Source organism: Spirochaeta isovalerica, assembly GCF_014207565.1.
GTDB classification, from domain to species: Bacteria; Spirochaetota; Spirochaetia; order DSM-2461; family DSM-2461; genus Spirochaeta_F; species Spirochaeta_F isovalerica.
Genome location: NZ_JACHGJ010000002.1, coordinates 496,715 through 522,082 on the forward strand (window position 1 = coordinate 496,715; position 25,368 = coordinate 522,082).

The window sequence follows — 25,368 nt, forward strand, 5'->3', positions numbered from 1 at the left end:
GCTTGATGTATGAAGAAGAAGTCGTAAAGGAAATTATAAGTTTTATCGATTCTCATCTGAATGAAGAGATCACTCTGAAAAAAATCAGTGACGCCGTCTGTTATTCCGAAGAGCACACCAGCCGCTTTTTCAAGAAAGAGACGGGGGAGAATCTCTTTGATTTCATAAGGTGCAGAAGGCTGCTGAGAGCGGCTGAGCGGTTGAAGAATGAAGGAGGGAAAATAATCAATGTCGCTTTCGATCACGGTTTTAACTCCCATGAAGTCTTTACCAGAGCTTTTTCGACATACTTCGGTATTTCTCCTAAAAGGTTCCGGAAGATTAAGCCGGAAATAAAACATTTTATGCCGAAGGGGCTTAAAGTATTCCCTTTGGACTATGGAGAGAACAATATGGCGAATTTAATTATTTTTACGCAGGTCATGGAGAAAGAGGAAAGGCGGCTTTTGTTTTACCCCGGAAAAAAAGCAACACACTACTTTGAATATTGCGATGAACTCGGATGCGATATCTGGGGTAAGCTTCTTGAAATCCAGGGGACCCTCGATGAACCGCTCGGTTTGTGGCTTCCGGAAAAGCTACGCGGAGATTCCTGCTCTCCCTATGTTCAGGGGGTCGAAGTCCCGATTGATTTTTCCGGCGATATCCCCGCTGGAATTGAATCCGTCATATTGCCGGCAGGAACATTTATGATTTTTCAGAGCCAACCCTATGAAGAAAGCGATGAAAAGATGATTGAAGTCATTCAAGCGGTCCAACAGGGGATAAAGGAATATAAACCTCAATCGTACGGTTTTGAGTGGGCTGAAGAGGATTCTCCCCGATACCAACTGGCTCCGCTTGGCGAAAGAGGATATGTGGAAGCTGTTCCCGTTCGAAAAATCCGCTAGCATAAGCTGAAACCGAAGATTATTCTTCCGCTTTCATATTTCCCTTTTATCTGTAGCATCTCCTGTTCCTGTACTGTATAATTAGTTAGGGCAGGGATGCTTTTCTCATCAAATAGCTCTATCCCGCCTCTGGCGGAGCGGGTAGTAGATGATCTGCTCCGCTTTCTGTTTATTCTTAAATACCAAGCTGGAATGGGGACCGGAGAATTGCGGTCAAATAGATGTTCATACTCTCGCTTGTGAGAAAAAGCTTATTAAAGCCAAAGCGTCCAATCCCGAAAAAGGTTTTCCGGTAAAAAAAGGCTGTCCTGATCGAACAGGACAGCCAGGGTATAATTAAAGGAGATTCGGCAGGAACATTACGATGGACGGTATGTAGGTTACGATCAGCAGCACGATCAGAAGGGCTATGATAAAAGGCCATATTTCCTTCATGAAATCTCCGACCGAAACTTTCGTAATCGAGCAGGTCGTAAACATCATGGATCCGAAAGGAGGTGTGATTCCTCCGATCATGATATTGACGATAAGCACCAGGCCGAAATGTACAACATCGATTCCCATGGTTTTTATAACCGGCACGAGGAGGGGGGCTACGATAATCAGGACAGCTCCTCCTTCCAGAAACATACCCAGAAAAAGAAGCATGACATTAATGATTATCAGCATGAGCCATGGAGAACCGGAAAAAGTCATCAGAGACTGGGTCAGCTGATGAGGAATTCTCTCCCAGCTCATATACTGCCCGAAAACAGAGGCGGCGATGATAATCAGAACGACCGAACTAGTCGAGTATATGGTGTTTTTTATAATTATAGGGAAATGTTTCCACTTCAGTTCCTTGTAGAAAAAAGCCCCTACGACAGTACAGAACAGTACGGCTATGGCACCGGCTTCCGTCGGGGTGAAAACACCGAAACGGATACCGAGAATAATGCCGAAGGGGAGAAGCAGCGCCCAGATGGATTCCCGGAGCTGAACCAATATGTCTTTCAGGGGAGACATCTTTTCTCTTGTCGGAAGATACCCTCTCTTTTTGGATATGAGGTTTACAGCGACCATCAGGGCAATGCACATGAGAATGCCCGGAACATAACCTCCGATAAACATTTTAGCAACGGAAGCCTGGGCGATAAGGGCGTAAATAATCAGATTGATTCCCGGTGGGATAACCGGTGCAATAGAGGACGAAGCCGCTGTGATAGCAGTTGAAAAAGCTTTTCCGTAACCCCTTTTCGTCATTTCGGGAACCAGTATTTTTGACTGCATCGCCGCGTCGGCGTTGGCGGAACCGGAGATCCCTCCCATCATGGTACTGAGAACGACGTTGACCTGCGCCAGACCTCCTTTCATGTGCCCGGTGAGAACATCGGCCATTTTCATAAGACTCGAGCTTATTCCGGAGTAATTCATGATTTCACCGACCATGATAAAAAAAGGTACGGCCAGCAGGGGAAAGGATGATGCCGATGTTATGAACTTCTGCAGAATAAGATCGGGAGGCGTCCCCACACTGGCGAACGTGAAATAGGCAAGAGTCGCCGCAATCAGGGCAAAGGCTATGGGAATGCTGGAAAAATAGAGGATCATTACAATAATTATGGGAAAAACAGTCATGCTTCAGTCTCCTCTTTTTGGCTTTCCCTGTTTGTGAAGAGCCGAATTTCTATTACGAGAAAGCGTATGGCGTGTATTGTCATAAGGCCGAAACCGACCGTAATTGCCAGATTGACATACAGGGCTGGAATATCCAGGACCGGAGTCCTTTTCAATTTATTCGCCTGAATAAAAAGCGTACTCAGGTAACAGATATAGCTGTTAATGATAATCATCATGAAATTAATGATGATGGAAATAATTTCCCTGACTTTTTCGGGAAAGAGCTTTGTTATAATATCAATGCCTATGTGCATCTTGTACTTGTAAGCGGCGGCAGCGCCGACAAAAACGCTCCAGATAAAGGCCGTAGTAGCCACTTCTTCCACCCAGAAAAGTCCACTGTGGAATAAGTATCGCAATATGACGTTGACAATAACAACCGAGACTGTTATCAGCAGAAAAAAACCGCTGAAAACAACTTCAAAATTCTGTGTGAATTTCTTTAAAAGATTCATATTCAAACCTGCCCGTCAAGAAAAAAGTCCCTGCAACCGGCAGGGACTTTTCTTACCTGTTTTAATAAATTATCTCATGGAATCGAGTTCTGCGAAAATGGAATCGAAGATGCCCGGTGTCATTCCATCCTGTTCTTTGTAAAGAGGAGCCAGGGCTTTCCGGAAAGCATCGCCGTCGACTTCGTTGAACATGACTCCGTAAGATTCAAGCTCTTTGACGACATCGCCATGCTGGGATTTCAAGAGGCTGACCATCTCGTCCGCGCCTTTTGTAAATTCTTCCTGAACGATAGATCTGTACTCTTCGGGAATCCTGTCCCAGACTTCTGTGGATATGTATACACCGCAGGTTCCCAGGATGTGGCGAGTGTTTGCTACGTTCTTTGTTGGTCCTTCATATACTTTTGTTCCGAGGTTTGTGAACTCAGAACCTTCAAGTCCGTCAACGACTCCCTGCTGTACGGCGGAAAGTGTTTCTCCCCAGGGAAGAGGTGTCGCGTTGGCGCCCATGGCTGTCAGGGTATCAATATAGGATTTTGATCCGGGTGTACGGATCTTCATTCCATTAAGGTCAGCGGGGGTCGTTATAACTTTTTTGGTGATCAGATTCCTGAAACCGTAGATATAGTCGAGGGCGAGAATTTTTATTCCCTGCTCTTCAGCTTTGGCTTTCATTTCCTCAACGATCGGTCTTTGTGTCAATTCTACATACTCATCGAAGCTGCGGTACATCATAGGAGCGTAAAGCGCTTTGAAATCGGGAACATAATCACCGATAAAAGAGGGGTCTTCCACGGAAATGAAATCGGCGCCGCGAACAACTTGTTCCACACCTTCTTTATAGGCAGGTAACTGAGCCTGTGGGAAAGTCTGGATTTCAATAGCTCCGTTTGTTCTTTCAAGAATCCTTTCGGCAACTAAATCCATGGATTTTGTCAGCTGCTCTGCAGGACTGAAGACATGGCTGAGCTTCAGAACCAGTTTATAATCATCTCCCGTTCCTTCTTCCTGCTGTCCTCCCGCATAAATAAATGATGCGGAGAGGAGAATGGCTGTCATCAGTGCCAGTGCTTTTTTGTGCATAAATTTCTCCTGTTTTTTCATTTCTCTCTGCTTGATGAATACTATCAAACATACAATGATCGAAAACGATCATAATAAAACAATATCATGGGTGATTTTGGCTGTCAAAAGAAAATTGAAAAAAAAAGATTGGAATCAATCGTAGTGAATCAGTTTTCGATTCTTGTTTGAATCACTTTGATTCCCAGTTCCTCGAAGTCCCGTTTGTAGCCCTCATCGAGAAAATGATCGGTTATCAAGGTTGTTATTCTGTTGACCGGAGATGTAACAAAATCGGAAACAAGACCTATTTTCCTGTGGTCGGCAACGACGATAATCTCACCGATTGTCCGGTTAATCATCAGTTTCGTTGTTTCAGCCGCATCCTGTCTGGGGGTTGTCAAGCCGTGGCGGAAGCTGATTCCATGGACTCCCAGAATTGCTTTGCTCGCATTTACCTGGTTTATAATTTCATTGGTAAAGCTTCCGTGAAAAGTATTGTATTGAGGCTTGTAAAGGCCTCCGGCGATGATAAGATCGACATTCTCATTCCGAACCTGACCGATTGCCCCGGCGTTTGTCGTTACAATTTTAACATTATTACTTGTTATGTAACGGAATACGTGAAAGGTTGTCGAACCGCCGTTTATAAAAACCGTATCGCCGTCTTCAATCAGTTCCGCAGCCTTTTTTCCAATCTGGTCTTTGTTTTCAAGTTCGAGATCGGATCTGTTCGAATAATTGATTTCCTTTGTGATTCTCCGGCTGGAAATGGCTCCTCCATGAGTTCTCTCCAGAAGGTTCTTGTTTTCCAGGTAGGTCAGGTCCCTGCGAATGGTAATCTCCGACACATCGAGAAGCCGGCTCAGATCGGGAACCCGTACATGCCCATCCCTTTGAAGTAGTTCGAGAATTCTTTTCTGTCTGGAAACAAGGTCCTGCATCTGGAGGTTATCTGATTCAGCCATAGGGACATTATAGGTCTCATGTCTTCACTTATCAACTATAACAAATCAAATAAAATGGTTGCAAACGATCAGAATGAGTGTGTATAATGATCGAAAACGTTCATTATGGATTGAAAAATGATTGATGATTTATTGAAAGCAATGAAAAAAGCCTTGTCTCTTCTGGAGAGGCAGCAAGAGAAGCAGATCCTGCTTTTTCATCATAACGATACAGACGGACTCAGTTCCGGTGCTGTTCTCATGGAGGCTTTCAATCGGTGCGGCTATGAAGTTACCCGTTATTCTCTGGAGAAACCATATCCTCAGGTTCTGGAAAAAGTTTTTAAAACAGAAGGACACATTATTGTCTTTGCTGATTTCGCCGGTAAAATAGCCCCGGAGATTTCACGGATCAACAAAGGAAGGAATCTGGTCATCATTCTCGACCATCACCCTGCCGAATATATTGAAGATGATACTGTTTTCAATCTGGATGGTGAACTGCACGGTCTGAAAGGCGACCGCGACATATCCGCGTCAGCTACGGCTTTCCTCTTTTCCTCTCTTTTACTGGAGTCCAGAGGATTAAGTCCCGATTCTTTAGTCCATCTGGGGGTTCTCGGAGCCATTGGTGACGGTTTCTTTGTAAACGGGGCGCTTTCCGGTATTAATAGCGATCTTTTTAAAAGAGCCGAAAAAGCCGGTACAATGAGATCTGAAAAAACAGAAGCCGGCATACAGTATTACATCAGGCTCGGCGAAGGGGAGTATTCCGCCGATTATATATGTTCGCTCCTTGATACTCTGGGCGGAGTCGCTTATTACAGTGGTGGTACCGACAGAGGAATAACTGTTTGTCTCGAGGGGATGACTGATGAGATACGGGAATACGAGACATCGCTTAAAAAACTCCAGAATGAAATTTTCGATAGAGAGAAAGAGAATCTCTCGAAGAATCTTATTACAACAGGAAGCATTCAGTGGTTCGACGTCGGAAGACGTTTCGAACCCATGGGGGTGAAAATGATCGGAGTATTCTGCACTTTGATCAAAGATTCTGACCTCGTGGACCGAACCAGGTATCTGGCGGGTTTCCAGCAGGTGCCCGATATGGTTCCGGGATTCGGAGATATTGATTTTCGATCGACTAAAGTCTCCATGCGGGTTTCTGCGGATCTGACCGAGGCAATCCGGAGAGGAGACGAACCGGGGTTAAGCGATTTTCTTCCGGAAGCGACCCTGAGGCTCGGAGGATTTGCAGATGCCTGTCACAGCTTATCGGCGGCGACAACTGTTTCCATCGGGCAGGAGCGGGATCTAATAAATGAAGCGGAAAAAGTTCTGGTTAAAAGGAGAATGAGAAATGAGTAGCGTGGGGAAAGGGTTTGGCAAAACCATACTTATCGGGGATCAGTTTGTTCTGTGGGAAATACCGGCCGTACTGGCGGCAATTCCTTTTGAGACCCTGTGTACAGTCGAGCGGCTGAACGATGGGTCAGGCTGGATTCTTGAAGATAACCGCATTGAAGTACCGGGGTATAAAAAAGCCAAAGAAGCAGACTGCAAGGTTTCTTTTGACCGGATGGTAGAAGTGATGGGGCTCGATCTGAACAGGAATCCTATAAAAATCACTGTCGCCGGAGATCTTCTGGCTGGAAGCGGTGTCGGAGCCAGCGCAGCCATATGCGTTTCTTTTGCCAGAGCATGCAATAAAGAGTTTGATCTGGGAATGGATATACTCGATATCAATCATGTTGCCTGGGAGGGGGAATTCGGTTATCACGGACTGCCCAGCGGGCTTGATAATACTGTGTCAACCTACGGCGGCGTAATCAAGTACCGGATAAAAGAGGGTGTGAAACAGTTCGAACGCGTTCATCTATCGGAGCCGATCGAAATCGTGCTGGGAAACAGCGGCGTTACAGCTAATACCGCTTCTCTGAAAGGTTTTCTTGAAGAGCAGGAAAAAGCCGATCCCGGGCTTTTCAGAGAGCGGCTGGATTTGATTCGAAAACAGGTGGAGGAGCTCGGTACTGTCCTTTCGGGAGGTGACTTGAAAGCAACAGGCCGTATTATGAATGAGAATCACAAAATTCTGATAGATATGGGATTGTCCCATGACAAACTGATAGAGCTTTGCGATCTGGCCAATTCTCTCGGGGCTTACGGAGCCAAGGTCACGGGAGGCGGACGGGGAGGATATATGGTCGCCCTCACTCCGGGAAAAGAACTTCAGGATAAAGTCGCATCGGCATTTGAGGAAAGAGGGATTTCCACAATCCGGGCGACAATCGGCGGTAAACCGACTGATGACGTGGCGTTTCAGATTTTGAAATAAAGATTTACTTTTTTATCAATAGCAATTTGCCCTGCCATCCGGCGGGGTTTTTTTCATGGAAAGGTGGGACTGATGAGCTTTTGGAATATTTTCTCTCTTTTAGGCGGACTGGCTGTTTTTCTCTATGGAATGATGGAGATGAATAAAAATCTGACTTCTCTTGCCGGGAGTCGGATGAAATCTCTTATGCTGAAGCTGACTAAGGGACCGGTCAGAGGATATGCCACGGGACTCGGGATTACGATGATAAATCAATCCTCATCGGCGACGACCGTTCTCGAAGCGGCACTGGTCGGCGCCGGACTGATGACGTTTCAACAGAGTCTGGCTGTTACTCTCGGGGCAGAGCTGGGCTCGACATTTCTGCCCCAGCTGGTTGCCTTTCCGTCAATAACGAAATTCTCATCCCTTATCGTTTTCGCCGGGTTTATATTGATGATTACGGTAAAAAACAGGAAACGAAGGAAAGCCGCGAAAACTCTATTCACTTTCGGACTACTTTTCCTGGGGATGGAAATGATGTCCCTTTCTCTTAAGCCCCTGAGAACCTATGAACCGTTTATCCACCTGATGAAAAGTGTTGAAAACCCTTTTCTCGGTATATTGCTGGGGCTTCTGTTTACCATGCTGATACAATCTTCGGGAGCAACAACCGGCATCACGATCGCCATGGCTCAGGCGGGAGCCATTTCCATCGAACAGGCCGTTCCCATCAATCTCGGGGCGGCCATCGGAACCTGTATTACAGCCATTCTCGGCAGTTTGACTCTCAACTGGGAAGCCAAGCGCTCAGCTTATATTCATGTTGTATTTCAGGTGATCGGTGCTTTCTGGGTCGTCATTCTGCTGTTAATCAGTTTCAGAGGCGAACGATTGTACATATGGTGGATAAAATGGTTTACCCTTCATGTTCTGGGAACTGATAGTCTGGCCCGGCAGATTGCTATGGGATTCACTTTCATGCCGCTTATTAATCATCTGATTCTTTTTCCGAATCTGTCTCTGCTTTTAAAGGGCTTCGAAAGGTTCTTCCCCGCTAAAGAATCCCCCGGACCCTTCGGTCCGGACTATGTGAATGATTCCCTTATCGAGCAGAATGTAGATCTGGCGCTTGTCATGGCGAAGAAGGAAATAGGCCGGGTGATTGTTTACATCCAGGAAATGATAGATGAGATGAAAAGCGCATTCAGGAGTAGAGATAATTCGGTTCTAAACAAAGTCAGCTCGCTTGATTCAAAAGTCGATATTCTTCATAAAGCCATAATTACTTTTCTGGCGAGGCTGTCACAGGTAGAGCTTTCATCTGCTCAGTCTCAGCAATGCCTGAATTACATTTATATTCAGAATGAACTGGAATCCATCGGCGATGTTATCGACAAGAATATCATGTCTCTGGCAGCGAAGAAGATGGACAGGAATCTCCTTTTTTCCGAAGAGGGTTTTCATGAGCTGGAACACCTGATTTATAAAGTAAACCGGAATTTCAGGACTCTTTCCGAGGCTCTTCTTTCAGAGAATCGGGATTTGGCTCTCTCTCTGACTAAATCCTATGAATGGCGCGAAGAAGAAAAATACAAAGAATTTCATATAGAAAGACTCCACAGGGGGCAGGCCGAATCTCTCGCTACATCCTCAGTTCATCTGGATATGATTTCCTATCTCTCCAGAATTAATAGCCATATCGCTTATATAGCCGGGAGACTTAGCTCTGTCTGATCAGATAGCCTGCTCTGTCCTCGCTATTATATCGTCCTGAGTCTCTTCTGAGAGATTGGTATAGAAGGCCGAATAACCGGCGACTCTGACTATAAGATCCCTGTATTGCCGGGGATCTTTTTTTGCGGCCAGAAGAGTCTCCCTGTCTATGATATTGAACTGGATGTGCCAGCCTTTCAATCTGTCGAAAAATCCATGAAGAAGGGAAATAAGCTTCTCTCTCTTTTCTTCTGTCTGCAGGCTGAGCGGAGAGAGTTTCTGGTTGAGAAGGACGCCGCCCAGTATTTTTCCGGTCGGCAGCTTGGCCAGACTTTTCATTACAGCCGTCGGGCCCTGTCTGTCAGCTCCGGCGCTCGGTGAGGCGCCTTCAGCCAGAGGCTGCCAGGCTTTTCTGCCGTCGGGAGTCGCCGGAACGACCGAGCCTGCCGGAACATTCCCCGATATGCTGGAGGTTCCGGCATAGTATTTGCCTCCGATGGGGCCTTTCCCTTCCCTGATAGTGCCGTATTTACTGATTTCATCAATATAATAATGATAAGCTTCTCCGATAAGAGAGTCGACATAATCATCGTCATTCCCATACTTGGGTGCGCCGTTCAGAAGAAGCTGACGTACTTTTTCTCCGTCCGGACCTTCGAAATTGCTGTTCACTGCTTCCATCAGCTGAAGGGGCGTCAGGCGTTTCTCTTCGAAAACCAGCTTTTTTATAACAGCGAGTGAGTCGGCCAGGTTGGCTATTCCCACCTGAAGTCCCGATACGAAATCGTATTTGCTTCCGCCCTGGTGGACTGTCATTCCCCGTTCCAGACAGGGATCGGTGAAGGCTGAACAGAGAAGGTCCGGGGTTTCATCGCGAAGCACGGTGTCTATGGCCGTATCGATCTCGATTCCCACTTTGGCATAAAAGCGAACCTGTTTTTCCCAGGCTTTCATCACCTGGCTGAAATCTGTGAAATCCTCGAAACGGCCGGTTCCGGGACAGAACTGTTTTCCGCTGACCGGATCAGTGCCGTTGTTGAGCGCCGCCATAAATACGCGCATGAAATTGAGAAAGTGTTTTCCCGTGCAGCGATAGCCCCATTTGCCCGGGACTGCCGTTTCTATGCAACCGATAGCCGAATAATCCCAGGCATCCTCCGCTTCCACACCGAGATTCAGAAAGGAGGGAATGACAATGGCATCGTTATTAAAAGCGGGCATGCCGAATCCCATGCGGATTACATCCACGCACTCTTTGAGAAAAGCCGGATTGATTTTCTGATGGAACCGAACCGAGAGATTCGGCTGTGTCAGTTTTGTTTCTCCCACGGAACGGAGAATCAGATAACTTAAATCATTGACCGCATCGGAGCCGTCGCGCAACTGACCGCCTATGGTCACGTTCTGATATAGGGGCCCGCCGGCGGAAAATCGGGTGTGGGACCAGGATCTGATTTTTTTCATGCTGACCAGTTTCAGCCAAAGGGATTCCAGCAGCTCCATGACAAAATCATCGGATATCAGCCCCTTTTCTTTGTCCTCTTTGTAAAACGGGTAGAGATACTGATCCATCCTGCCCAGAGACTGGGAATGGCCGTTGCTTTCGATCTGGAGAACAAGCTGAATAAAAAAAGTGAGCTGAAGGGCCTGATAGAAGTTTTCCGGCCTGGAATGGGTGATATGAAGACAGTTTTCGCTTATCAACTCCAGTTCCTTCCATCTCTTCTCATTCTTTACCTTCGCTGCCGATTCCAAAGCCAAAGCGGCATATCGTGAGATAAAAACCTGAAGAGCTTTGAGGCTTATGAGTACTGAACGGTAAAAATCTCTCTTCTCCTGATCCGTTTCAGTTGAGGCTTCGGATTGGCGGAGCTTCTCTTCGGTAAGAGCTGCATACCACCCCAGACCCTTTTCGAGAATCTTTCTGTGATGAGCCGCAATGTGGGCATCTCCCGAGGTGAGATTGCCCTCCGCCCGGATAATCGATGTATCGTGAATCTCCCCGAGTGTGCCGGACATGAGGGCCCGTCCTTTGTCGAGAGTCGTGCGGCCTTCCCAGAACCGGCAGATTTGCAGAAGCTCCTCTTTCGTTTTCCTTTCGGGGTAGTACGCGTCTCCGGGCCGTTTTTCAAATTCATCGATTTCTTTGATGATCCATTCCACTGCGTACTCCGGGAAGATCGGTGCAGCATAGATTGCCGATGAGTGATTCCCCGCCAGAAGGTCTTCCGGTTCTATGCGGATCGTCATGTTTTCCAGAGTTTTCTTCAGTCCGTAAGCCCTTTTTATTATGACGGGCTGATCATCGCGGAGACGGTAGGCATCGGTGTAAAACCGGGCACGCTCCGTGCAGATAGACGGTGTGGATGATAGGATTCTCTCCCTATATCGATTAATTCTTTCGGTCATACATACTCCCTGATTTATATTAGAGTAATTTCATGCGAAAGTCAAAAACGAAAATAACGAAAACAATAAAGAAGTTGAAGGTTTTCGTTCGAAACTGTATGATAAAGCATGATTAACCGCCATGAACAGATTCTGAATATCGTCAACAGAGAGAATGAAGTTTCGGTCAACCGTCTGGCGGAACTTCTGAAGGTGTCGCTTGTCACAATACGCAGTGACCTCAGGGCTCTTGAGGAAGAGAAACTCCTGATGCGAACTCACGGAGGGGCTGCGTTGCCCCCTGTCGATGATATCACCCATCGCCTGAGCATCAATTTCCCTACCAAAAAAAGAATAGCCGCCGCAGCTGCGGATCTGGTGAAGGATGGAGAGACCATTCTTCTCGAAGCCGGATCGACTATCTCCCTTATGGCCCGTTTTCTTGCAGAGCGGAAAGATCTCAATGTCATCACCAATAACGCTTTTGTCGCGCGGCAGTTTAAAAACTCCCTTTCGGTCAATGTCATTCTCATGGGGGGATTGTTTCAGAAGGAAAGCGAAACCCTGGTCGGTCCCCTGGTCGCCGAATATCTCAGCTATTATAACTTCTCAAAAGTCTTTCTCGGAATGGACGGTTTTACGTCCGATGAGGGACTGATGTGCCGCGATCTTGAAAGAGCGGAAGTCATGGCCAGGTTTGTCGAAAAAGGGGAGACGATTTATGTTCTTTCCGATTCAGGCAAATTCGGAAAGACAGCAGTGCGGACGGTTTGTCCTCCCGGAGATATCGATTGTATTATCACCGATGGAAATCTTGAGGAGAGCTACAGAACCTTCTTTACCGGTATAGGAACAGAAATCCTGGAAGTTTAAGATCGATTCCCTTAACCAAATCTCTCTTTATTATCTGATATCCTGGACTGTTCCCGGGAAGCCCTTTCCAGAACCGTATCTTTTCTGGAAAAGGAGAATCTTCTCGTTAAGCAGGGCCGTTTCATCACGATCCGCCGGGTCGCCGATCTGGAAGAGCGCCTGTCAATTTTCTGACTTATCATTTTCCGGTTTTCAGTCTACCCTTAGAACATCTGTCCACTTAGAGATCGCTGCCGACCTGAAAACTGTCAATAGGATTCCCGGGTTTCATCTCTGTTCCTTCATACATGAGAGGGCCTGGAATACATGGAAAGCACTATCCGGTCCAACAGGGAACTGTTTAACCACTTAATAAGCCTTTTCATGATCCTGGCCTGTCCCGTCGTGTCATAAATGGCTTTCGGCTTTCGGGCCGTTCCGGCGTGAACCATGTCTTTTACGGTGCTTTCCGGTCCCGGACAGGTCTCGTAGGATTGGATGATGTATTCCCTGAACCCTTTCATTAAAGGCTTGTAGTCATCGGGATAGTCAATCTTATCCAGGGTTTTTATCGCCACATTGTCAAAATTCGTTTTTACGGCTCCGGGGTGGATCATAATCACTTTTATGCCCAGTCCTCTCACTTCCTGACGCAGGGCCGTTCCCATGGCGAACAGGGCATGCTTTGTCGAGGCGTACCAGCCCAGTCCCGCAGTGGAGAGATGGCTCATCAGCGATGCCGTAAGGATAATTCTTCCCGATTTTCTGGCCCGCATATGGGGCAGCACCGCTTGTATCAGTCTTGCCTGGCCGAAAAGATTGACATCGTATTGATATTTAAGGTCATCGAGAGATATGTTTTCTATATTGCCGTATATACCGTAACCGGCATTTCCGTAGACGATATCAATCTGTCCTTTCTCGCTTATTATCCTGTCGACGGCGTTCTTTACATCGTCATCGCTGGTGACATCAACTTTTATAAGCGTGGCTCCCATCTTTTCCAGGTCAGCCATAGGCTCCAATCGTCGGGCTGTTGCATAAACATCATAACCCATTTTTAATAATTCTCTTGCTGTATCATGTCCGAATCCGGCGGAAGCTCCGGTGATAAGTACTACGTCTTTGTTTTTCATGTTACTAAAGTAAGAAGGGATAATAGGACCGTCAAGAAATAACCAGGTTTTCCTAATAGCTGAAATCCATTAAAGTAATACCATGCAGGTAATATCAAGACCGGCCGGAGATGAATTAAGCCCGATTGTTCAGGAGATCTGGCATGTTGAATTTGCTGAAGGCGATAAGGTCTCGACGCGGGATTTAATTATGCCGACAGGTACGCTTCATGTGGTTTTCAATTTCTGTGATGATTATTATATTGCAGAGAATGGCGGGAAAGGGATGAAGCTTCCGTCGATTCTCGTAACCGGCCAGCTCGACCGGGTATGGGAAATCCGTTATGGAAAGAATACGAATCAGATCGGTCTTTCGCTTACACCGGCGGGGTTTCTCAAATTGTTTCATGTCCCCGGAGCTCTTTATACCGGCTCGATAATTGATGGCCGACAGTCTCCCTGGAACTTATCTGATTTATATTCCGAACTGAAGGTCTGCAGGAATTTCGAAGAGTCGTCATCACTGCTTGAAACCTATGTTGAAGAGAAATCAGGAACCGGACAGCAGCTTGAGCGTATGAATGGAATTCTGGAAGTGATAGAGTCTTCTGAGGGGAACATAGCTATTCAGACACTGTCCGATAAGTATGGCTTATCCTTGAGTGCCTTCGAGAGATTCTTTAAGAAAACCGTAGGTATGACTCCAAAAGCCTATGCGAACATAGTCAGATTCGCTGTGGCTTTGAAGCAATTAAATGAGGGAGACCGGCTTATCGATCACTTTTACGATCAATCTCATTTTATAAAAGCCTGTAAGAAATACACAGGCAAGACTCCCACCGAATTAATAACGGGAACCGAAGAAATCACTCTTCAACATATGCTGAAACAGCGCTGATTTTTTACAATACGAAAATCCCGTCCTCTATTAGATTATTACTAAATCAAAGTTATGAGGTGTTATGGATGAGTGAAAAGATATTATTGGCCGGTGCTACCGGTTATCTGGGAAATCATATTGCCCGGGAACTGAAAAAAAAAGGTTATTGGGTTCGGGTTCTCATCAGGAAAGAAGAGCAGAAGAAGCAACTGGAGAATATGGATGATTATTTTGTCGGCTCCATTACAGATCCGGACTCTCTGAAAGGGGTAACGGAAGGTATAGACAGAGTTATAAGTACGGTCGGCATTACAAGGCAGAAAGACGGTCTGACCTATATGGATGTCGATTATCAGGGCAATGCCAATCTCCTGAATGAAGCGAAACAATCGAACGTTCAATCCTTTATGTATATATCCGCCATTAATGGCGATAAAATGACGCATCTTAAGATTTTTCAAGCGAAAGAACGATTTGTTCAGGAACTTGTCGGATCCGGTTTGGATTATGTTATTATCCGTCCCAATGGTTACTTTTCCGATATGGCTGATTTTCTCAATATGGCCAAAAGTGGCAAGGTCTATCTTTTCGGAGATGGATCGTTCAGACTCAATCCCGTCTCCGGGAAAGATCTGGCCTCCTATTGCGTCGATCATTTGAACAGGAAAAGCTGTGAGCTGACTATTGGAGGTCCAGATCTCTTCTCTCAGAATGAACTGGCGGAACTGGCTCTGGCGGCTTACGGAAGCCATGGCAAAGTCATTCACCTGCCCGACTGGATCAGAGTAGCTGTCATCAGCCTGTTAAGAATATTTACCGGTTCTAAAACATATGGTCCCGTTGAATTTTTTCTCACGGCTATGGCGATGGATAATATCGCTGAACAGTATGGGGATCATCATCTGGAAGATCATTTTAAAGCCATCGTTACTAATGGCGGGTCCGATTTGTAAAACTCTGTAGAAATATAAAAAGGATTGCTGCTTTTTTTATGAGTCGAAGATGATTATGACTCCTCTCTCCCTTAAAATCCTTACGTCATCGGCAGATCTCAGAGGATTTCCTATGAGATTGAGATACTTCAAATCTTCCAGGGTGATGAGAGGAGAAATGTCCTCAATATCGTTGAAGGATAGATCCAGAATCCTGAGCGAGGTGAGGGCTGCCAGTTCATCGACATAAGTAATCTGGTTCCACGACAGATCGAGCATCTGGAGCTGAGTGAGTCGGGAAAGGTCGGAGAGATGGGAGATCCGGTTCCGGCTGAGAATCAGTTCCGTTATATTGATGCAGTATTCCAGACCCGTCAGATCTCCGATCCCCTCTTCGCTTAAATCCAGTTCTCCGTCCAGATGATAAAGGTCCTTCGGAAGGAATTCACCGGGGAGGTTTCCGTACATCATGGCTCTGACCGCCTCAATGAACTCGAAGAAGTCATCTTCGGTAACTCTTGTCCTGTCTTCGCTGGTATAGAGAAAATCATCGCTTTCGAAATCATCATTAAAGGGGTTGGTCCAGTACTCCTCTCTGAAGGTAAAATCTTTGGAGAATTTCCTTTTCTTTCCGGAATGGCGTGGTTGCCGGGGAGGTTGAATAATATCTCTACTGACAGATTGTTCCATTTTCGTCAGCATCTCTCTTTGCCCTGTTGCAGAGAGCTCTCTTATTTTTCTATGGATGACAGCCCGTCTGTCGGGATGATAGAAGAGCATCATCTTCCGGAAAGTTCCGGCCGGTTTCGCTTCAAATTCACCCGCTTTGATGTCCAGAGCAGAGGCATATTTTCTGAGGGACTGATAATCGCTATTTCTGTAGGCTTCGATAATAAGCGATGAAATCTTCTTCAGCTTCTCTTCGTTAAACAGTCCGATAAGCCTGTCGGCATCAATTTGAAATTCGGTCAATCAGATCTCCTCTTGACAAATAAACCGGCTTGCATTATTATTTATGTATAAGCATTTAAATTGTTGTAAGGCAACGGTTTATTTGCTTTTTTTTTGCTGGTTTTTAATTCCAAGAATAGGCTTTATTCACAATTTTGACAAGTTGTTTCTGTTGCTGTTTTATTCAGAAAAATTGAATGAGCCGGACGGGGAAAAGGTTAAACTCCCGGTCAGGCGTAGTTACAGCCGCCTGACCGAATTTCAAGAATCAGCTGCCCAGAATCGGGACCAGCGCCAGCAGCACGCCCGCCGCTACAGCGGAACCCACTACTCCCGCCACGTTGGGACCCATGGCATGCATGAGCAGAAAGTTTCCCGGGTTCTCTTCAAGCCCCACTTTATTGACCACTCTGGCCGCCATGGGCACGGCAGATACTCCCGCCGCTCCAATGAGGGGATTGATAGGTCTTTTGCTGAATCTGTTCATCAGTTTCGCAAGAAGAACGCCGGAAGCCGTTCCGATGGCAAAAGCCGCCAGGCCGAGAAGCAGAATTCCCAGAGTGGTGGCGTTCAGAAAGACTGCGGCCTGCATTTTGGAACCGACGGAAAGGCCGAGCATTATGGTCACGGTATTCATAAGCGCGTTCTGAGCTGTATTGGACAGTCTGTCGGTTACCAGGCTCTCTTTCAATAAATTGCCGAACATAAGCATGCCGACAAGTGGTGTGGCGCTGGGCAGCAGAAGGATGCATAGCATTAGCACAATCAGAGGAAAAACGATTTTCTCCGCTTTGCTCACTTCTCTGAGCTGTTCCATTTTTATCCGCCGTTCTTCAGGAGTTGTGAGCGCTTTCATGATGGGCGGCTGGATGATAGGCACCAATGCCATATAGCTGTAAGCGGCCACTGCTATGGGACCTAGATAAGCAGGCGCTAATCTGGATGCTGTGAAAATGGCTGTGGGGCCGTCGGCGCCTCCGATGATTCCGATCGAACCGGCCACATGGAGGATGGACCGGGCCAGAGTGTCTCCTTCCGAGGTAGAGACGAAACTGAAACCGGGAATCAGCTCCAGGGCAACAGTTCCCAGAAGGGCTATGAAAATTCCGAACTGGGCGGCCGCTCCGAGAAGAAGGGTCCTCGGGTTGGCCAGAAGGGGACCGAAATCGGTCATGGCTCCCACTCCCATAAAGATCAACAGGGGAAAAAGCCCGCTCGCCACGCCTATGTTGTAAAACTGCCCGATGAAACCGCCGAAGGATTCGATAATGCTGTGGGCTTCTTTGTTGTATATGACTTCACCGCCATCGCTGAGAAAATAGGTCGCCTGACCGGCGATCTCCGCGAAGGGGATGTTGGAGAGAATGGCGCCGAAGCCGATGGGAATGAGAAGCAGCGGTTCAAAACCCTTCCTGACGGCCAGGTAGAGGAGGAGGATTCCCACGGCGATCATAATGAGATTGCCCGAACCGCCTTCCTGCAGAAAACCGTATAGGCCTGTGGAGAACCAGAGTTCCCTTATGGATTGGATAAGATCTTCTCTCATTGGATTCTGCCGTCCTTTTTAGCCCTGGCGGCCGCGATCGCCACGGCTACAGCGATTTCCGGTTTGGCTCTTCGTTCCGGAACGGGGACAGGCGCTGTTTCCGAAAAAAAACGCAATATAATTTTAGAACTCAGAGTCATAACGACCACTAAGAGGATCAGAAAACTAAAGACAAAAGCCATGCCGGCCAAGGTCAGGGTTAGTCCCTGGTTTAACATTGAATTCTCCTGCTGAATACTGTATTTATTAGTATTTTTCAGCAGTATGATCCCGATTGATGAAGTTGTAAGTAGGACTGGTTTTTAAAGATTTGTAGGACTATTCCTACACAAAGGGGTTTATGAGGGCTGATATTCCGCGAAATAATCAGCCGTAGATATTCCCGCCTTCCGAATCAATCGCCACAACAACGGGAAAATCTTCCACTTCCAGTTTATAGATGGCTTCGGGTCCCAGATCGCCGAAAGCCGCCAGTTCATTGGCTTTTATTTTCTGGGCATAAAGAGCGCCGCATCCGCCGTAGGCATAGAAATAAACACCTTTATTGCGGACGACAGAATCGGCCACTTCCTGTGCTCTGGGGCCTTTCCCGATCATTCCTTTCAGACCGTAATCCATCAGGGCCGGAGCAAAAGGGTCCATCCGGTAGGCTGTCGTGGGGCCGCAGGAACCGATGATTTTCCCGTCGGGAGTGGGGGCCGGTCCCATATAGAATACGGTCTGGCCTTTCAGGTCCACGGGGAAATCCTCGCCTTTTTCAAGCAGTTCGAAGAGTCTTTTATGGGCCTGGTCCCGGGCGCTGTAAATGGTTCCCGTCAGATAGACCTCATCTCCTGCTTTCATCTTTGCTATATCTTCCGCTCTTAAGGGCAGTGTAATTTTCATTTTTTTATCCTTATTTCTTTTTTCTTTGAAGCATCATCCCATTTTATTCTGTTACTACACACAGGGCGTGTGTATAATATATGTATATGAAGACGAGGACAAATGTGAGTATTGATAGCGAATTGCTCTCTGAAGCCAGAAATATGAATATTTCGATTTCGGCTGTTGCTGAAGGGGCCTTGAGAGTCAGACTGGCTGAGGAAAAAGAAAAAGCCTGGAAAAAAGAGAATAAAGAGGCCATTGATAAATACAATCAGCAAATTGATGAGACATGTGTCTTCAGTGAAGATATGAGAACTTTTTAATGCAGTTTCACCTCTACACGAACAAAGGAAAATCATCAGGGGAAACACCTCTCCTTCTCGATTTACAGACGCCTTTTCTCAGCGATCTTGCTACCCGTATTGTGGCTCCTGTCAGAAAAAAAACCAAAACAGAAGCCATTTTAATTTCAAAAATCCATATTCCCTTTATTCTCGACAACCAGGAATATACCGCTTACATTTCAGAAATGGCTGCAGTTCCTGTGAAGTACCTTGGTGAAGAAAAAGGATCTTTAGAATCGTTAAGAACAGAATTGATTGCAGCCGTAGATCTTATTTTTACTGGTTTTTAATTATCCTTTCCTTTTAACTCCACAATCGTTTTCCGGTCGGCCCAGCAGTTCACCGTTACCGCCACGGGGAGTCCGGCAATATGTGTCGGGAATTTTTCAACCTTTACGGCAAGGGTGGTAATATCACCTCCCAGTCCGCCGCCTCCGATTCCCAGCTCGTTGACCCTCTTTAGGATATCGTCTTCCAGCTGAGCATAATAGGGATCGGGGTGGCTGTCGTCCAGTTCTCGGATCAGCGCTTTTTTGGAGAGCTTCGCCGCGTAATCCATAGTTCCGCCGATACCGATGCCCAGTATGGTGGGCGGGCAGGGTGAGCCGCCCGCTTCCACGACGATCTTCGCGATGGACTCGATAACCTCATCGCGGCCTGCCGTCGGTTTGAACATGGCCAGGCGGGAGCAGTTTTCGCTTCCGAACCCTTTGAGCATAAGGCTGATTTTGAGATCGGATCCTTTTTTCAGTTCGTGATGTATAACAGCAGGGAGATTGTTTCCCGTGTTTTTCCGCCCGTTGAGGGGGTCTTCCACTACGGATTTTCTGAAATAACCCTCCTCATAGGCATCGGCTATGGCATCGTGGATAATATCATCGATAAAAGCGTCTTTGATCTCAACCTTATCGCCCATCTCCACGAAGGCAACGACCATCCCCGTATCCTGGCACATGGGCATATTTTCCCGTTCAGCCGATTCGAGATTTTCCGCGATGAAGCGGAGAACTTTTCCGGCCGGTCCGGTTTCTTTTTCAATGGCCTGGTGCAGAGCCCTTTTGACATCGCCGGGGAGGACGACGCCCGTCTTTTTGATTCCCGCTTTCAGGGCTTGGTAGATTTGCGCTCTCTCTATGATATGTTTCATAATTCCGTCTCCGGTTCCATCAGGATGTTTTCGAATCCCGCCGCTTCCTCTTTCGAGCCCACTCTTCCCACCAGGAGGTATTCCTTTGTATAGGGATCGTAAGTGAACTCTTTCCTCAGTTTGAAATCCTGTATCTGTCCCGATGATTTGACATGGGTCCGCACGCCGGTGCAGAACATCTCGTGATCGCCGATCTTGATATGCTGCTCCCGGGAGTTCTGTATCTTGATGTCCTTATTGATTATATCGAGAACTTTGGCCTCCAGTTCCCGGATATCGATATCCGGTTTTTCATCGAAACTGATGACGAAGCCGTGCTTGACATCGGAATGGAGTATGGGATTTTTATAGTTGTAATCCTGTTCCAGAACCATACTGGTGATATCTTCCGCCGAATGGGCCATCAATCTGTATTTTATGGTTTTGTGGGAGACCTCTTTGATCGCCAGAGGCGAGGGGCCGAAAACATTGGGACGGGCGACGATAACTTCCTCGCCGATCCCGAAGAGGATCTGGGCGTTGTATCCCAGGGCTTCATAGATAAGGTCGAAGTGCTCGATAATAACCCGCCGTCCGCTGTTGATGGCCTTGTTTACCGCATCGACGATTTCGAACTGCTGATGGAAGGCCGATTCGTACCGGTAGTCTATGTGGAAGGTATGGCCCGAAAAGAAGTCATCCTCTTTGAAGTCGTATATGGGAGTGGGGCGGACGTTGACCCCGTCGTCGTCATTGGTCAGTTCCAGGCCCGGGAAGAGCGCTTTGATCAAAGTCGATTTTCCCGCCCCTTCCGAACCGATCACGCCGATCAGCTGGTCGTGGGAGGAGATATATCTCTGGGAAAGGAGCTTTCCCAGAGCGTATAGACGGTTGCGTCCCCGGGGGGCGTAATAGGTGGAGAATATGAGATTCTCCCGAAGCATCCGCGTCGAATAGTTTTCCACTATATATCAAACTCCAGTTTGAGCAGAGGCGCGTGCTGCTGCGCCCCGTAAATATCGCTGTCGCCGAAAGCTCCCGAAGGGATTTCCCGTTTCATGGTTACTTTCACGGCATGGGAGGGGTCGAAATAGATCACTCCCTTAATCATCTCTTTATCTATTTTATAGATTTCCGCGATCTTTTCAGCATTAATCAGCTGTTTTTTCTTGATCGCTTCGTAAATTTCGCTTGTTTTGAAGATCATATCAAGGGTCAGCTCGTAAGGGCCGGCGTTTTTCGACCGGATGACCCGGGCCAGATCGGTTATGGGCTGTTTCATATGTCCCGTACCTCCACTTTGAAAAGGTCCTGATTATCGATTTCCATTATGTGGTAGAGGCTGAAGTTGTAAACCTCTCCCGCTTTGATATCCGAGGGCGAGAAGGGGAAGGCCAGGTTGCCCGCCGTCGAGATTCTCCCGTCGTAACCGTAATGGAGTAGAGTTGATCGGGTGATGCTGCAGATCGTATCGGCCATGGTTTGAACCGGCGCCACAACATCGATGACGATACAGATTTCATGGCTTGTCTTTTCTTCCGGTTCCAGAGATCCCATGACACCGTTTTTACCGTAGACGTGGAAATGGACATTGCCTTCCATGCTCTCTTTTTTCAGCAGGTCGTTCACCCGGGCTTTGACTTTTTCCAAAACCGAATCGATCTGTCCGATAAGGATGGAGTCCCTGGTGCCGGCGATGCTGATGGTGCGGTAGCCGATTTTCCGGGCCGCTTCCAGCTTGACTGTGTATTTTTCCGCTTTCTCGAAAACGCTGCCCTTAACGGTGACGCCTTTTTCGGGGTGCTCGATAAACTGGCATCTCTCCAGGTTCAGAGATCCGCCGGGCCCGACCAGGTGATAGGGGTCCGATTTTTCATAAAGCGTATGGGCGGCGGTTGATTCTTTGGTGAAGCGCCTTTCGTCGCTGAGCGTTTCCAGGCGGAAGTAGTCTTCTCCCAGAAAACCGAGAACGCAGTCCGATCCCGAACCGGGCGTCGAGGCGATGGCGGCGCATTCGAGGATTTTGCCCATATGGGTTGCCAACCCTTCATCGTAACCCTCTTTGATGGGGAGGGCGGCGAAACAGGCCGGGTCGTAGGCTCTTCCCGCCAGTATGACCTGACAGCCTTTTTTCAGAGCTTCGATCATCGGCTCCACACCGATCTGGGCGACGATGTTATGCGATTCCTCGATGGTCTGCTCATCCAGTTCCGGGACATAGTCCAGCGACTGGATCTTTCCCGCTTTCCAGGCTTCTTTGACAACGGCTTTATCAATATCCGAGTAGATCAGTCCCATTTTAAAATGGAGATTGTTCTCACTCGCAATCTCTTCGACAATCTCTTTTGTCCACTCCAGGTGGGGGCGGGCGCCGGAGCCGCCGGAGGTTCCCACGACAACGGGAATGCCCCGTTTCACCCCTTCGGTGATCATGTAGCGGAGGTCTCTTTTAACCCCTATCCGGTCGGTGAAGGATTTTCCTGAACCGAGGTAATGGGGGCCCGGGTCGGTCGAACCGCCGTCAACGGCGATCAGGTCGGGGTTTTTCTCCAGCCCTCTGTAGAAGGATTCCTCGGGGAATCCGTATCCCAGAATGGCCGTGGGAGAGAGTACAACAAACTCTTTCATCATTTCACCTCCTTGTATTTCAGGACGGCCAATGTCCGCTCCATTTCGTTTTTCACGATAGTGAGTCCTTCGTCAAATCCCATGCCCGGTTTGACCAGCATTCTCTCGGCGCGGGCCGCCAGTCCGACGTGGACACAGGTCTGGGCGGAGATATTGGTCTCGTTACAGGTTCCCCCCTGATAGGCTTCCATACCGTGCTCCTTGCAGTAGAGGATGCTCTTTACGATATTGTGGATGCTCCCCAGGTCGGGCGTTTTGATCTGCACCATATCGCAGCATTTCGCGTCGGTGAAATCTCTGATGTCCTCCCAGGTGTTGCACCATTCGTCGGCGACTGTTTTGACTTTGCATCCCTTTTCATGGAGCTTGTCCTGAAGCTCTTTCATGGCTGCGATCTGTCTGGCTTTTTCACCCATATCCATGGGGCCTTCGATGTAGAGCTGCAGTTCTCCGGCGGCTTTTTCCAGTTCCAGAAAGTAGTCGGCCATGCGGTCCGCGTCATAGTCGAAGATGATGCCGATGGTTCCGTAGACATCGATATGGAGATCCGGTTTGTAATCACTGTATTCGCGGAGCTGTTCCACGCGGTTTCTCAGCCAGCTGACGTATTCGAGGAGAAGCTCTCCCTTCCGTCCCAGTTTGGTATCGATATTATTGATGAGGGCGTGGGGCAGAACATCGACCTGCTTGATTATCATTTTGTCGACAGCGGTGTACCGGTCATCTCCTGACTGGGCGAAGAGAGGCACCGGCTCGGCTACGACCGGCAGATCGTAGTCGCGGCAGACCACTTCCTGTTTCAGGAGCCCCGCTGAAATAGCCGCTGCATCGAGAAGCGCCTGGGACACGCCGTAACGGATGGCCGTATGAAGCCTTTCCCCGTCGACCTTCAGAACGTCGAACTCTTCGGCGGCCTCTTTGAAGGACTGAATGTCCCGGCCTTCCAGCCAGGGGCGGATGTGCTCTTCCATAAAGGGGATATAGGTTTCGGCCAGAAAGAGAGGATCGCGGCCGCCGGCACCGGAGTACTGGACGGCGGCGCAGTCGCCCACGGCGATCTGACCGTTTTCCATGATCAGCTGAACGGAGATGGACTGACCGGTCATCCGGATCGTCGTGAATCCCTCTGTCATCGGCTCGCCGCGGTAGATAAAACCGTCGTGTTCCGCTCCCGCCTTGATGGCTTTCTGGTCGTCGAAAAAGAAGCCTGTCACACCGGGCGAGAATATCGCTTTAACAATTTTCATTATCTGGGTCTCCCTACAAGCCGGCCTTTGCTGATGGCGTAAATGTCGTCGATAACCATCTGGAAGCAGGGGTCCCGTTCCTCGACGGCGGCTCTTTCTCTGATCTTTTCTTTGTGATAGTTCATCACGTCTGCGGGAAGCGGCGTATTACCGGTCTCGAAAACGCGGACCGCTCCCGTATTGTCTCTGACAGGCAGCATCTTTCCGTAGTTGCAGGCGGCCGGTGCGAAGGGGACATCGATGATTCCCGCCTCGAAAGCTTTGACGGCGCCCACGGCGATATCGCCTTTTCCAGCTTCGAAAACGGCAGCCATGATAGCGTCCACTTCCCGGTGGATCATTTCTTTTTCCAAAGCCAGTTCGGCGATGTTGAAGTAACACTGGTCATGGGTCATCTGTATCATCTGCCGCGTGGCTTTCAGTCCCTGAAGGTTGGCTTCCTTCGTGGGGATGCCCGACGCTTCATGGGGTGTTTTTACAATGACTTTCGTGGCGCCGGCAAAATTGGCTACGACGCTTCCCCAGGCGATAACCGAGAAGGCCCTGGCTTCGTCTTCGGGGAAACCGCCCATCCACTGGTGAAGAACCGTGGAGAGCTCGTAATCTTTGAATCCCGCTTCTCCGAAATATTTGTGGGCCAGTTCTGTCAGGGACTGCATGGCGGCGATATCCTGGATCATATTTCCCGCCTGACCGTAGCCGAGTGTGATCGATTTGACGCCCTGCTCCAGAGCGAGAAGTCCTTCGATTATGGCGATGGAATGGGAAACGAAAGGAGGTACCAGAGTTCCCGACAGAGGGCCGAAAGGCTCTCTGTTTATGGTGATTCCCTCTTCCTGATAGATACCGGTCAGACGGTCGATAAACTGCCAGTCGCGGATCGATTTTTCCAGGAGAACGTTCTTGGCGTAGGGGATGTTGTAGGAAATTCCGCCCCCTTCGAAGGAGTTGAAACCCGCGGCGTAGGATATTTCCGCCAGAAGCCGGGCGTCGGGAGTCCCGTGGCGGATTTCCACCGGCTTGCTGATGGATTCAATGATTCTCCGGCACGATTCGATGCCGTGGTTGACCGCCGGAAAGCCGTTCAGAAGCGAATGGCCCGCAGCCCGGGATTTGTCGATACCTTTCTGGGCTTCATCATAGCGGTTCAGCCTGGTGTAAGCGTCGATCGTCGTGGGGAGGAGGTCCGACTCCTCTTCCAGAAATTTCAAAAGCTCTATATGTTCATCCACCAGGGCGACGCCGGCTCTGGGTTGGATAAGGACCTTTTTCTCTTTTACCGCCTGGTTCAATACAGACGCAAATCGTTTCGATTCGGGGAGACTCTGCTGATATTTGACCCCCTCTTCGATGGAGACACCCTGACCGGTCGGCCAGGCCGCGAGAATCTCTTCCCTTGCATTAAGGTATTCCTGTTTTTCAATTTTTTTGTTTTGAATTTCCACC

Annotated in this window: 25 protein-coding genes and 1 pseudogene; 10 read left to right on the forward strand and 16 right to left on the reverse strand. The window is 48.2% G+C overall.

Going from position 1 to position 25,368, the window contains the following annotated elements:
- Positions 1-5 precede the first annotated feature (5 nt).
- A complete protein-coding gene (locus HNR50_RS07155; protein WP_184745320.1) occupies positions 6-890 on the forward strand; it encodes a helix-turn-helix transcriptional regulator in 885 nt (294 codons plus the stop codon).
- A 336-nt stretch (positions 891-1,226) separates the two neighbouring features.
- Here the strand turns inward: HNR50_RS07155 and HNR50_RS07160 are convergent, their stop codons facing one another.
- The 4 genes from HNR50_RS07160 to HNR50_RS07175 all read right to left on the reverse strand — a co-directional run bounded on the left by HNR50_RS07160 (position 1,227) and on the right by HNR50_RS07175 (position 5,034).
- Positions 1,227-2,507, reverse strand: a complete 1,281-nt coding sequence (locus tag HNR50_RS07160; RefSeq protein ID WP_184745322.1) for a TRAP transporter large permease — start codon at positions 2,505-2,507, stop codon at positions 1,227-1,229.
- Complete coding sequence (locus HNR50_RS07165) at positions 2,504-3,004, reverse strand: TRAP transporter small permease (RefSeq protein ID WP_184745324.1); 501 nt, start codon at positions 3,002-3,004, stop codon at positions 2,504-2,506. The genes HNR50_RS07160 and HNR50_RS07165 overlap by 4 nt, the downstream gene beginning before the upstream one ends.
- A 69-nt stretch (positions 3,005-3,073) precedes the next feature.
- Complete coding sequence (locus HNR50_RS07170) at positions 3,074-4,087, reverse strand: C4-dicarboxylate TRAP transporter substrate-binding protein (protein ID WP_184745326.1); 1,014 nt, start codon at positions 4,085-4,087, stop codon at positions 3,074-3,076.
- A gap of 149 nt (positions 4,088-4,236) precedes the next feature.
- Entirely contained in the window at positions 4,237-5,034 is a 798-nt protein-coding gene (locus HNR50_RS07175; RefSeq protein WP_184745328.1) for a DeoR/GlpR family DNA-binding transcription regulator, read from the reverse strand.
- A gap of 117 nt (positions 5,035-5,151) precedes the next feature.
- On the opposite strand from HNR50_RS07175, the gene HNR50_RS07180 reads away from it, so the two are divergent.
- From HNR50_RS07180 to HNR50_RS07190, 3 genes are all read left to right on the forward strand, one after another.
- The gene (locus HNR50_RS07180; RefSeq protein WP_184745331.1) at positions 5,152-6,384 is read left to right on the forward strand and encodes a DHH family phosphoesterase; all 1,233 of its coding nucleotides are present in this window, start codon (positions 5,152-5,154) and stop codon (positions 6,382-6,384) included.
- Positions 6,377-7,351 (forward strand): mevalonate kinase, encoded by a 975-nt coding sequence (mvk, locus tag HNR50_RS07185; RefSeq protein WP_184745332.1) that lies wholly within the window; start codon positions 6,377-6,379, stop codon positions 7,349-7,351. Before HNR50_RS07180 ends, mvk begins: the two co-directional genes overlap by 8 nt.
- A gap of 72 nt (positions 7,352-7,423) precedes the next feature.
- A complete protein-coding gene (locus HNR50_RS07190; protein ID WP_184745333.1) occupies positions 7,424-9,067 on the forward strand; it encodes a Na/Pi cotransporter family protein in 1,644 nt (547 codons plus the stop codon).
- On the opposite strand, the gene HNR50_RS07195 is transcribed toward HNR50_RS07190, so the two are convergent.
- Positions 9,068-11,455 (reverse strand): glycyl radical protein, encoded by a 2,388-nt coding sequence (locus HNR50_RS07195; RefSeq protein ID WP_184745334.1) that lies wholly within the window; start codon positions 11,453-11,455, stop codon positions 9,068-9,070.
- A gap of 108 nt (positions 11,456-11,563) precedes the next feature.
- Here HNR50_RS07195 and HNR50_RS07200 point away from each other — a divergent pair, with 108 nt between their 5' ends.
- A complete protein-coding gene (locus HNR50_RS07200; protein WP_184745336.1) occupies positions 11,564-12,307 on the forward strand; it encodes a DeoR/GlpR family DNA-binding transcription regulator in 744 nt (247 codons plus the stop codon).
- Positions 12,308-12,349: 42 nt separating this feature from the next.
- Entirely contained in the window at positions 12,350-12,481 is a 132-nt protein-coding gene (locus tag HNR50_RS22825) for a hypothetical protein (RefSeq protein ID WP_425506740.1), read from the forward strand.
- Positions 12,482-12,588: 107 nt separating this feature from the next.
- Here the strand turns inward: HNR50_RS22825 and HNR50_RS07205 are convergent, their stop codons facing one another.
- A complete protein-coding gene (locus HNR50_RS07205) occupies positions 12,589-13,422 on the reverse strand; it encodes an SDR family NAD(P)-dependent oxidoreductase (protein ID WP_184745338.1) in 834 nt (277 codons plus the stop codon).
- Between the two features lie 82 nt (positions 13,423-13,504).
- Between HNR50_RS07205 and HNR50_RS07210 the strand changes: the two genes are divergently transcribed.
- On the forward strand, positions 13,505-14,299 hold the full coding sequence (locus HNR50_RS07210; protein ID WP_184745340.1) for a helix-turn-helix transcriptional regulator: 795 nt from the start codon (positions 13,505-13,507) through the stop codon (positions 14,297-14,299).
- Between the two features lie 68 nt (positions 14,300-14,367).
- On the forward strand, positions 14,368-15,234 hold the full coding sequence (locus HNR50_RS07215; RefSeq protein ID WP_184745342.1) for an SDR family oxidoreductase: 867 nt from the start codon (positions 14,368-14,370) through the stop codon (positions 15,232-15,234).
- A 36-nt stretch (positions 15,235-15,270) separates the two neighbouring features.
- Here HNR50_RS07215 and HNR50_RS07220 read toward each other — a convergent pair whose 3' ends face one another.
- From HNR50_RS07220 to HNR50_RS07235, 4 genes and pseudogenes are all read right to left on the reverse strand, one after another.
- Positions 15,271-16,185, reverse strand: coding sequence for a leucine-rich repeat domain-containing protein (locus tag HNR50_RS07220; RefSeq protein WP_184745344.1), 915 nt, complete (start codon positions 16,183-16,185; stop codon positions 15,271-15,273).
- A 247-nt stretch (positions 16,186-16,432) separates the two neighbouring features.
- Complete coding sequence (locus HNR50_RS07225) at positions 16,433-17,710, reverse strand: sodium ion-translocating decarboxylase subunit beta (protein ID WP_184745346.1); 1,278 nt, start codon at positions 17,708-17,710, stop codon at positions 16,433-16,435.
- Positions 17,707-17,928: an OadG family protein gene (locus tag HNR50_RS07230; RefSeq protein ID WP_184745349.1), complete on the reverse strand. Its 222-nt coding sequence runs from the start codon at positions 17,926-17,928 to the stop codon at positions 17,707-17,709. Before HNR50_RS07230 ends, HNR50_RS07225 begins: the two co-directional genes overlap by 4 nt.
- A 148-nt stretch (positions 17,929-18,076) precedes the next feature.
- Positions 18,077-18,598: pseudogene (locus HNR50_RS07235) on the reverse strand (Fe-S-containing hydro-lyase); the annotation flags it as partial.
- Between the two features lie 83 nt (positions 18,599-18,681).
- On the opposite strand from HNR50_RS07235, the gene HNR50_RS07240 reads away from it, so the two are divergent.
- Positions 18,682-18,900, forward strand: coding sequence for a type II toxin-antitoxin system CcdA family antitoxin (locus HNR50_RS07240; protein ID WP_184745353.1), 219 nt, complete (start codon positions 18,682-18,684; stop codon positions 18,898-18,900).
- On the forward strand, positions 18,900-19,211 hold the full coding sequence (locus tag HNR50_RS07245; protein ID WP_184745355.1) for a CcdB family protein: 312 nt from the start codon (positions 18,900-18,902) through the stop codon (positions 19,209-19,211). The genes HNR50_RS07240 and HNR50_RS07245 overlap by 1 nt, the downstream gene beginning before the upstream one ends.
- On the opposite strand, the gene HNR50_RS07250 is transcribed toward HNR50_RS07245, so the two are convergent.
- Genes HNR50_RS07250 through HNR50_RS07275 form a run of 6 tightly spaced genes read right to left on the reverse strand, consistent with a single transcriptional unit; the run spans position 19,208 to position 25,367 of the window.
- A complete protein-coding gene (locus HNR50_RS07250; protein WP_184745357.1) occupies positions 19,208-20,068 on the reverse strand; it encodes a fumarate hydratase in 861 nt (286 codons plus the stop codon). The genes HNR50_RS07245 and HNR50_RS07250 overlap by 4 nt on opposite strands.
- A complete protein-coding gene (locus HNR50_RS07255; RefSeq protein ID WP_343060129.1) occupies positions 20,065-21,012 on the reverse strand; it encodes an alanine-tRNA synthetase second additional domain-containing protein in 948 nt (315 codons plus the stop codon). The genes HNR50_RS07250 and HNR50_RS07255 overlap by 4 nt, the downstream gene beginning before the upstream one ends.
- A complete protein-coding gene (locus HNR50_RS07260) occupies positions 21,012-21,329 on the reverse strand; it encodes a DUF4387 domain-containing protein (RefSeq protein WP_184745359.1) in 318 nt (105 codons plus the stop codon). Before HNR50_RS07260 ends, HNR50_RS07255 begins: the two co-directional genes overlap by 1 nt.
- Positions 21,326-22,678, reverse strand: coding sequence for an acyclic terpene utilization AtuA family protein (locus tag HNR50_RS07265; RefSeq protein ID WP_184745361.1), 1,353 nt, complete (start codon positions 22,676-22,678; stop codon positions 21,326-21,328). The genes HNR50_RS07260 and HNR50_RS07265 overlap by 4 nt, the downstream gene beginning before the upstream one ends.
- Positions 22,675-23,922 (reverse strand): methylaspartate ammonia-lyase, encoded by a 1,248-nt coding sequence (locus tag HNR50_RS07270; RefSeq protein ID WP_184745363.1) that lies wholly within the window; start codon positions 23,920-23,922, stop codon positions 22,675-22,677. Before HNR50_RS07270 ends, HNR50_RS07265 begins: the two co-directional genes overlap by 4 nt.
- Positions 23,922-25,367: a methylaspartate mutase subunit E gene (locus HNR50_RS07275; protein WP_184745365.1), complete on the reverse strand. Its 1,446-nt coding sequence runs from the start codon at positions 25,365-25,367 to the stop codon at positions 23,922-23,924. Before HNR50_RS07275 ends, HNR50_RS07270 begins: the two co-directional genes overlap by 1 nt.
- Position 25,368 lies beyond the last annotated feature (1 nt).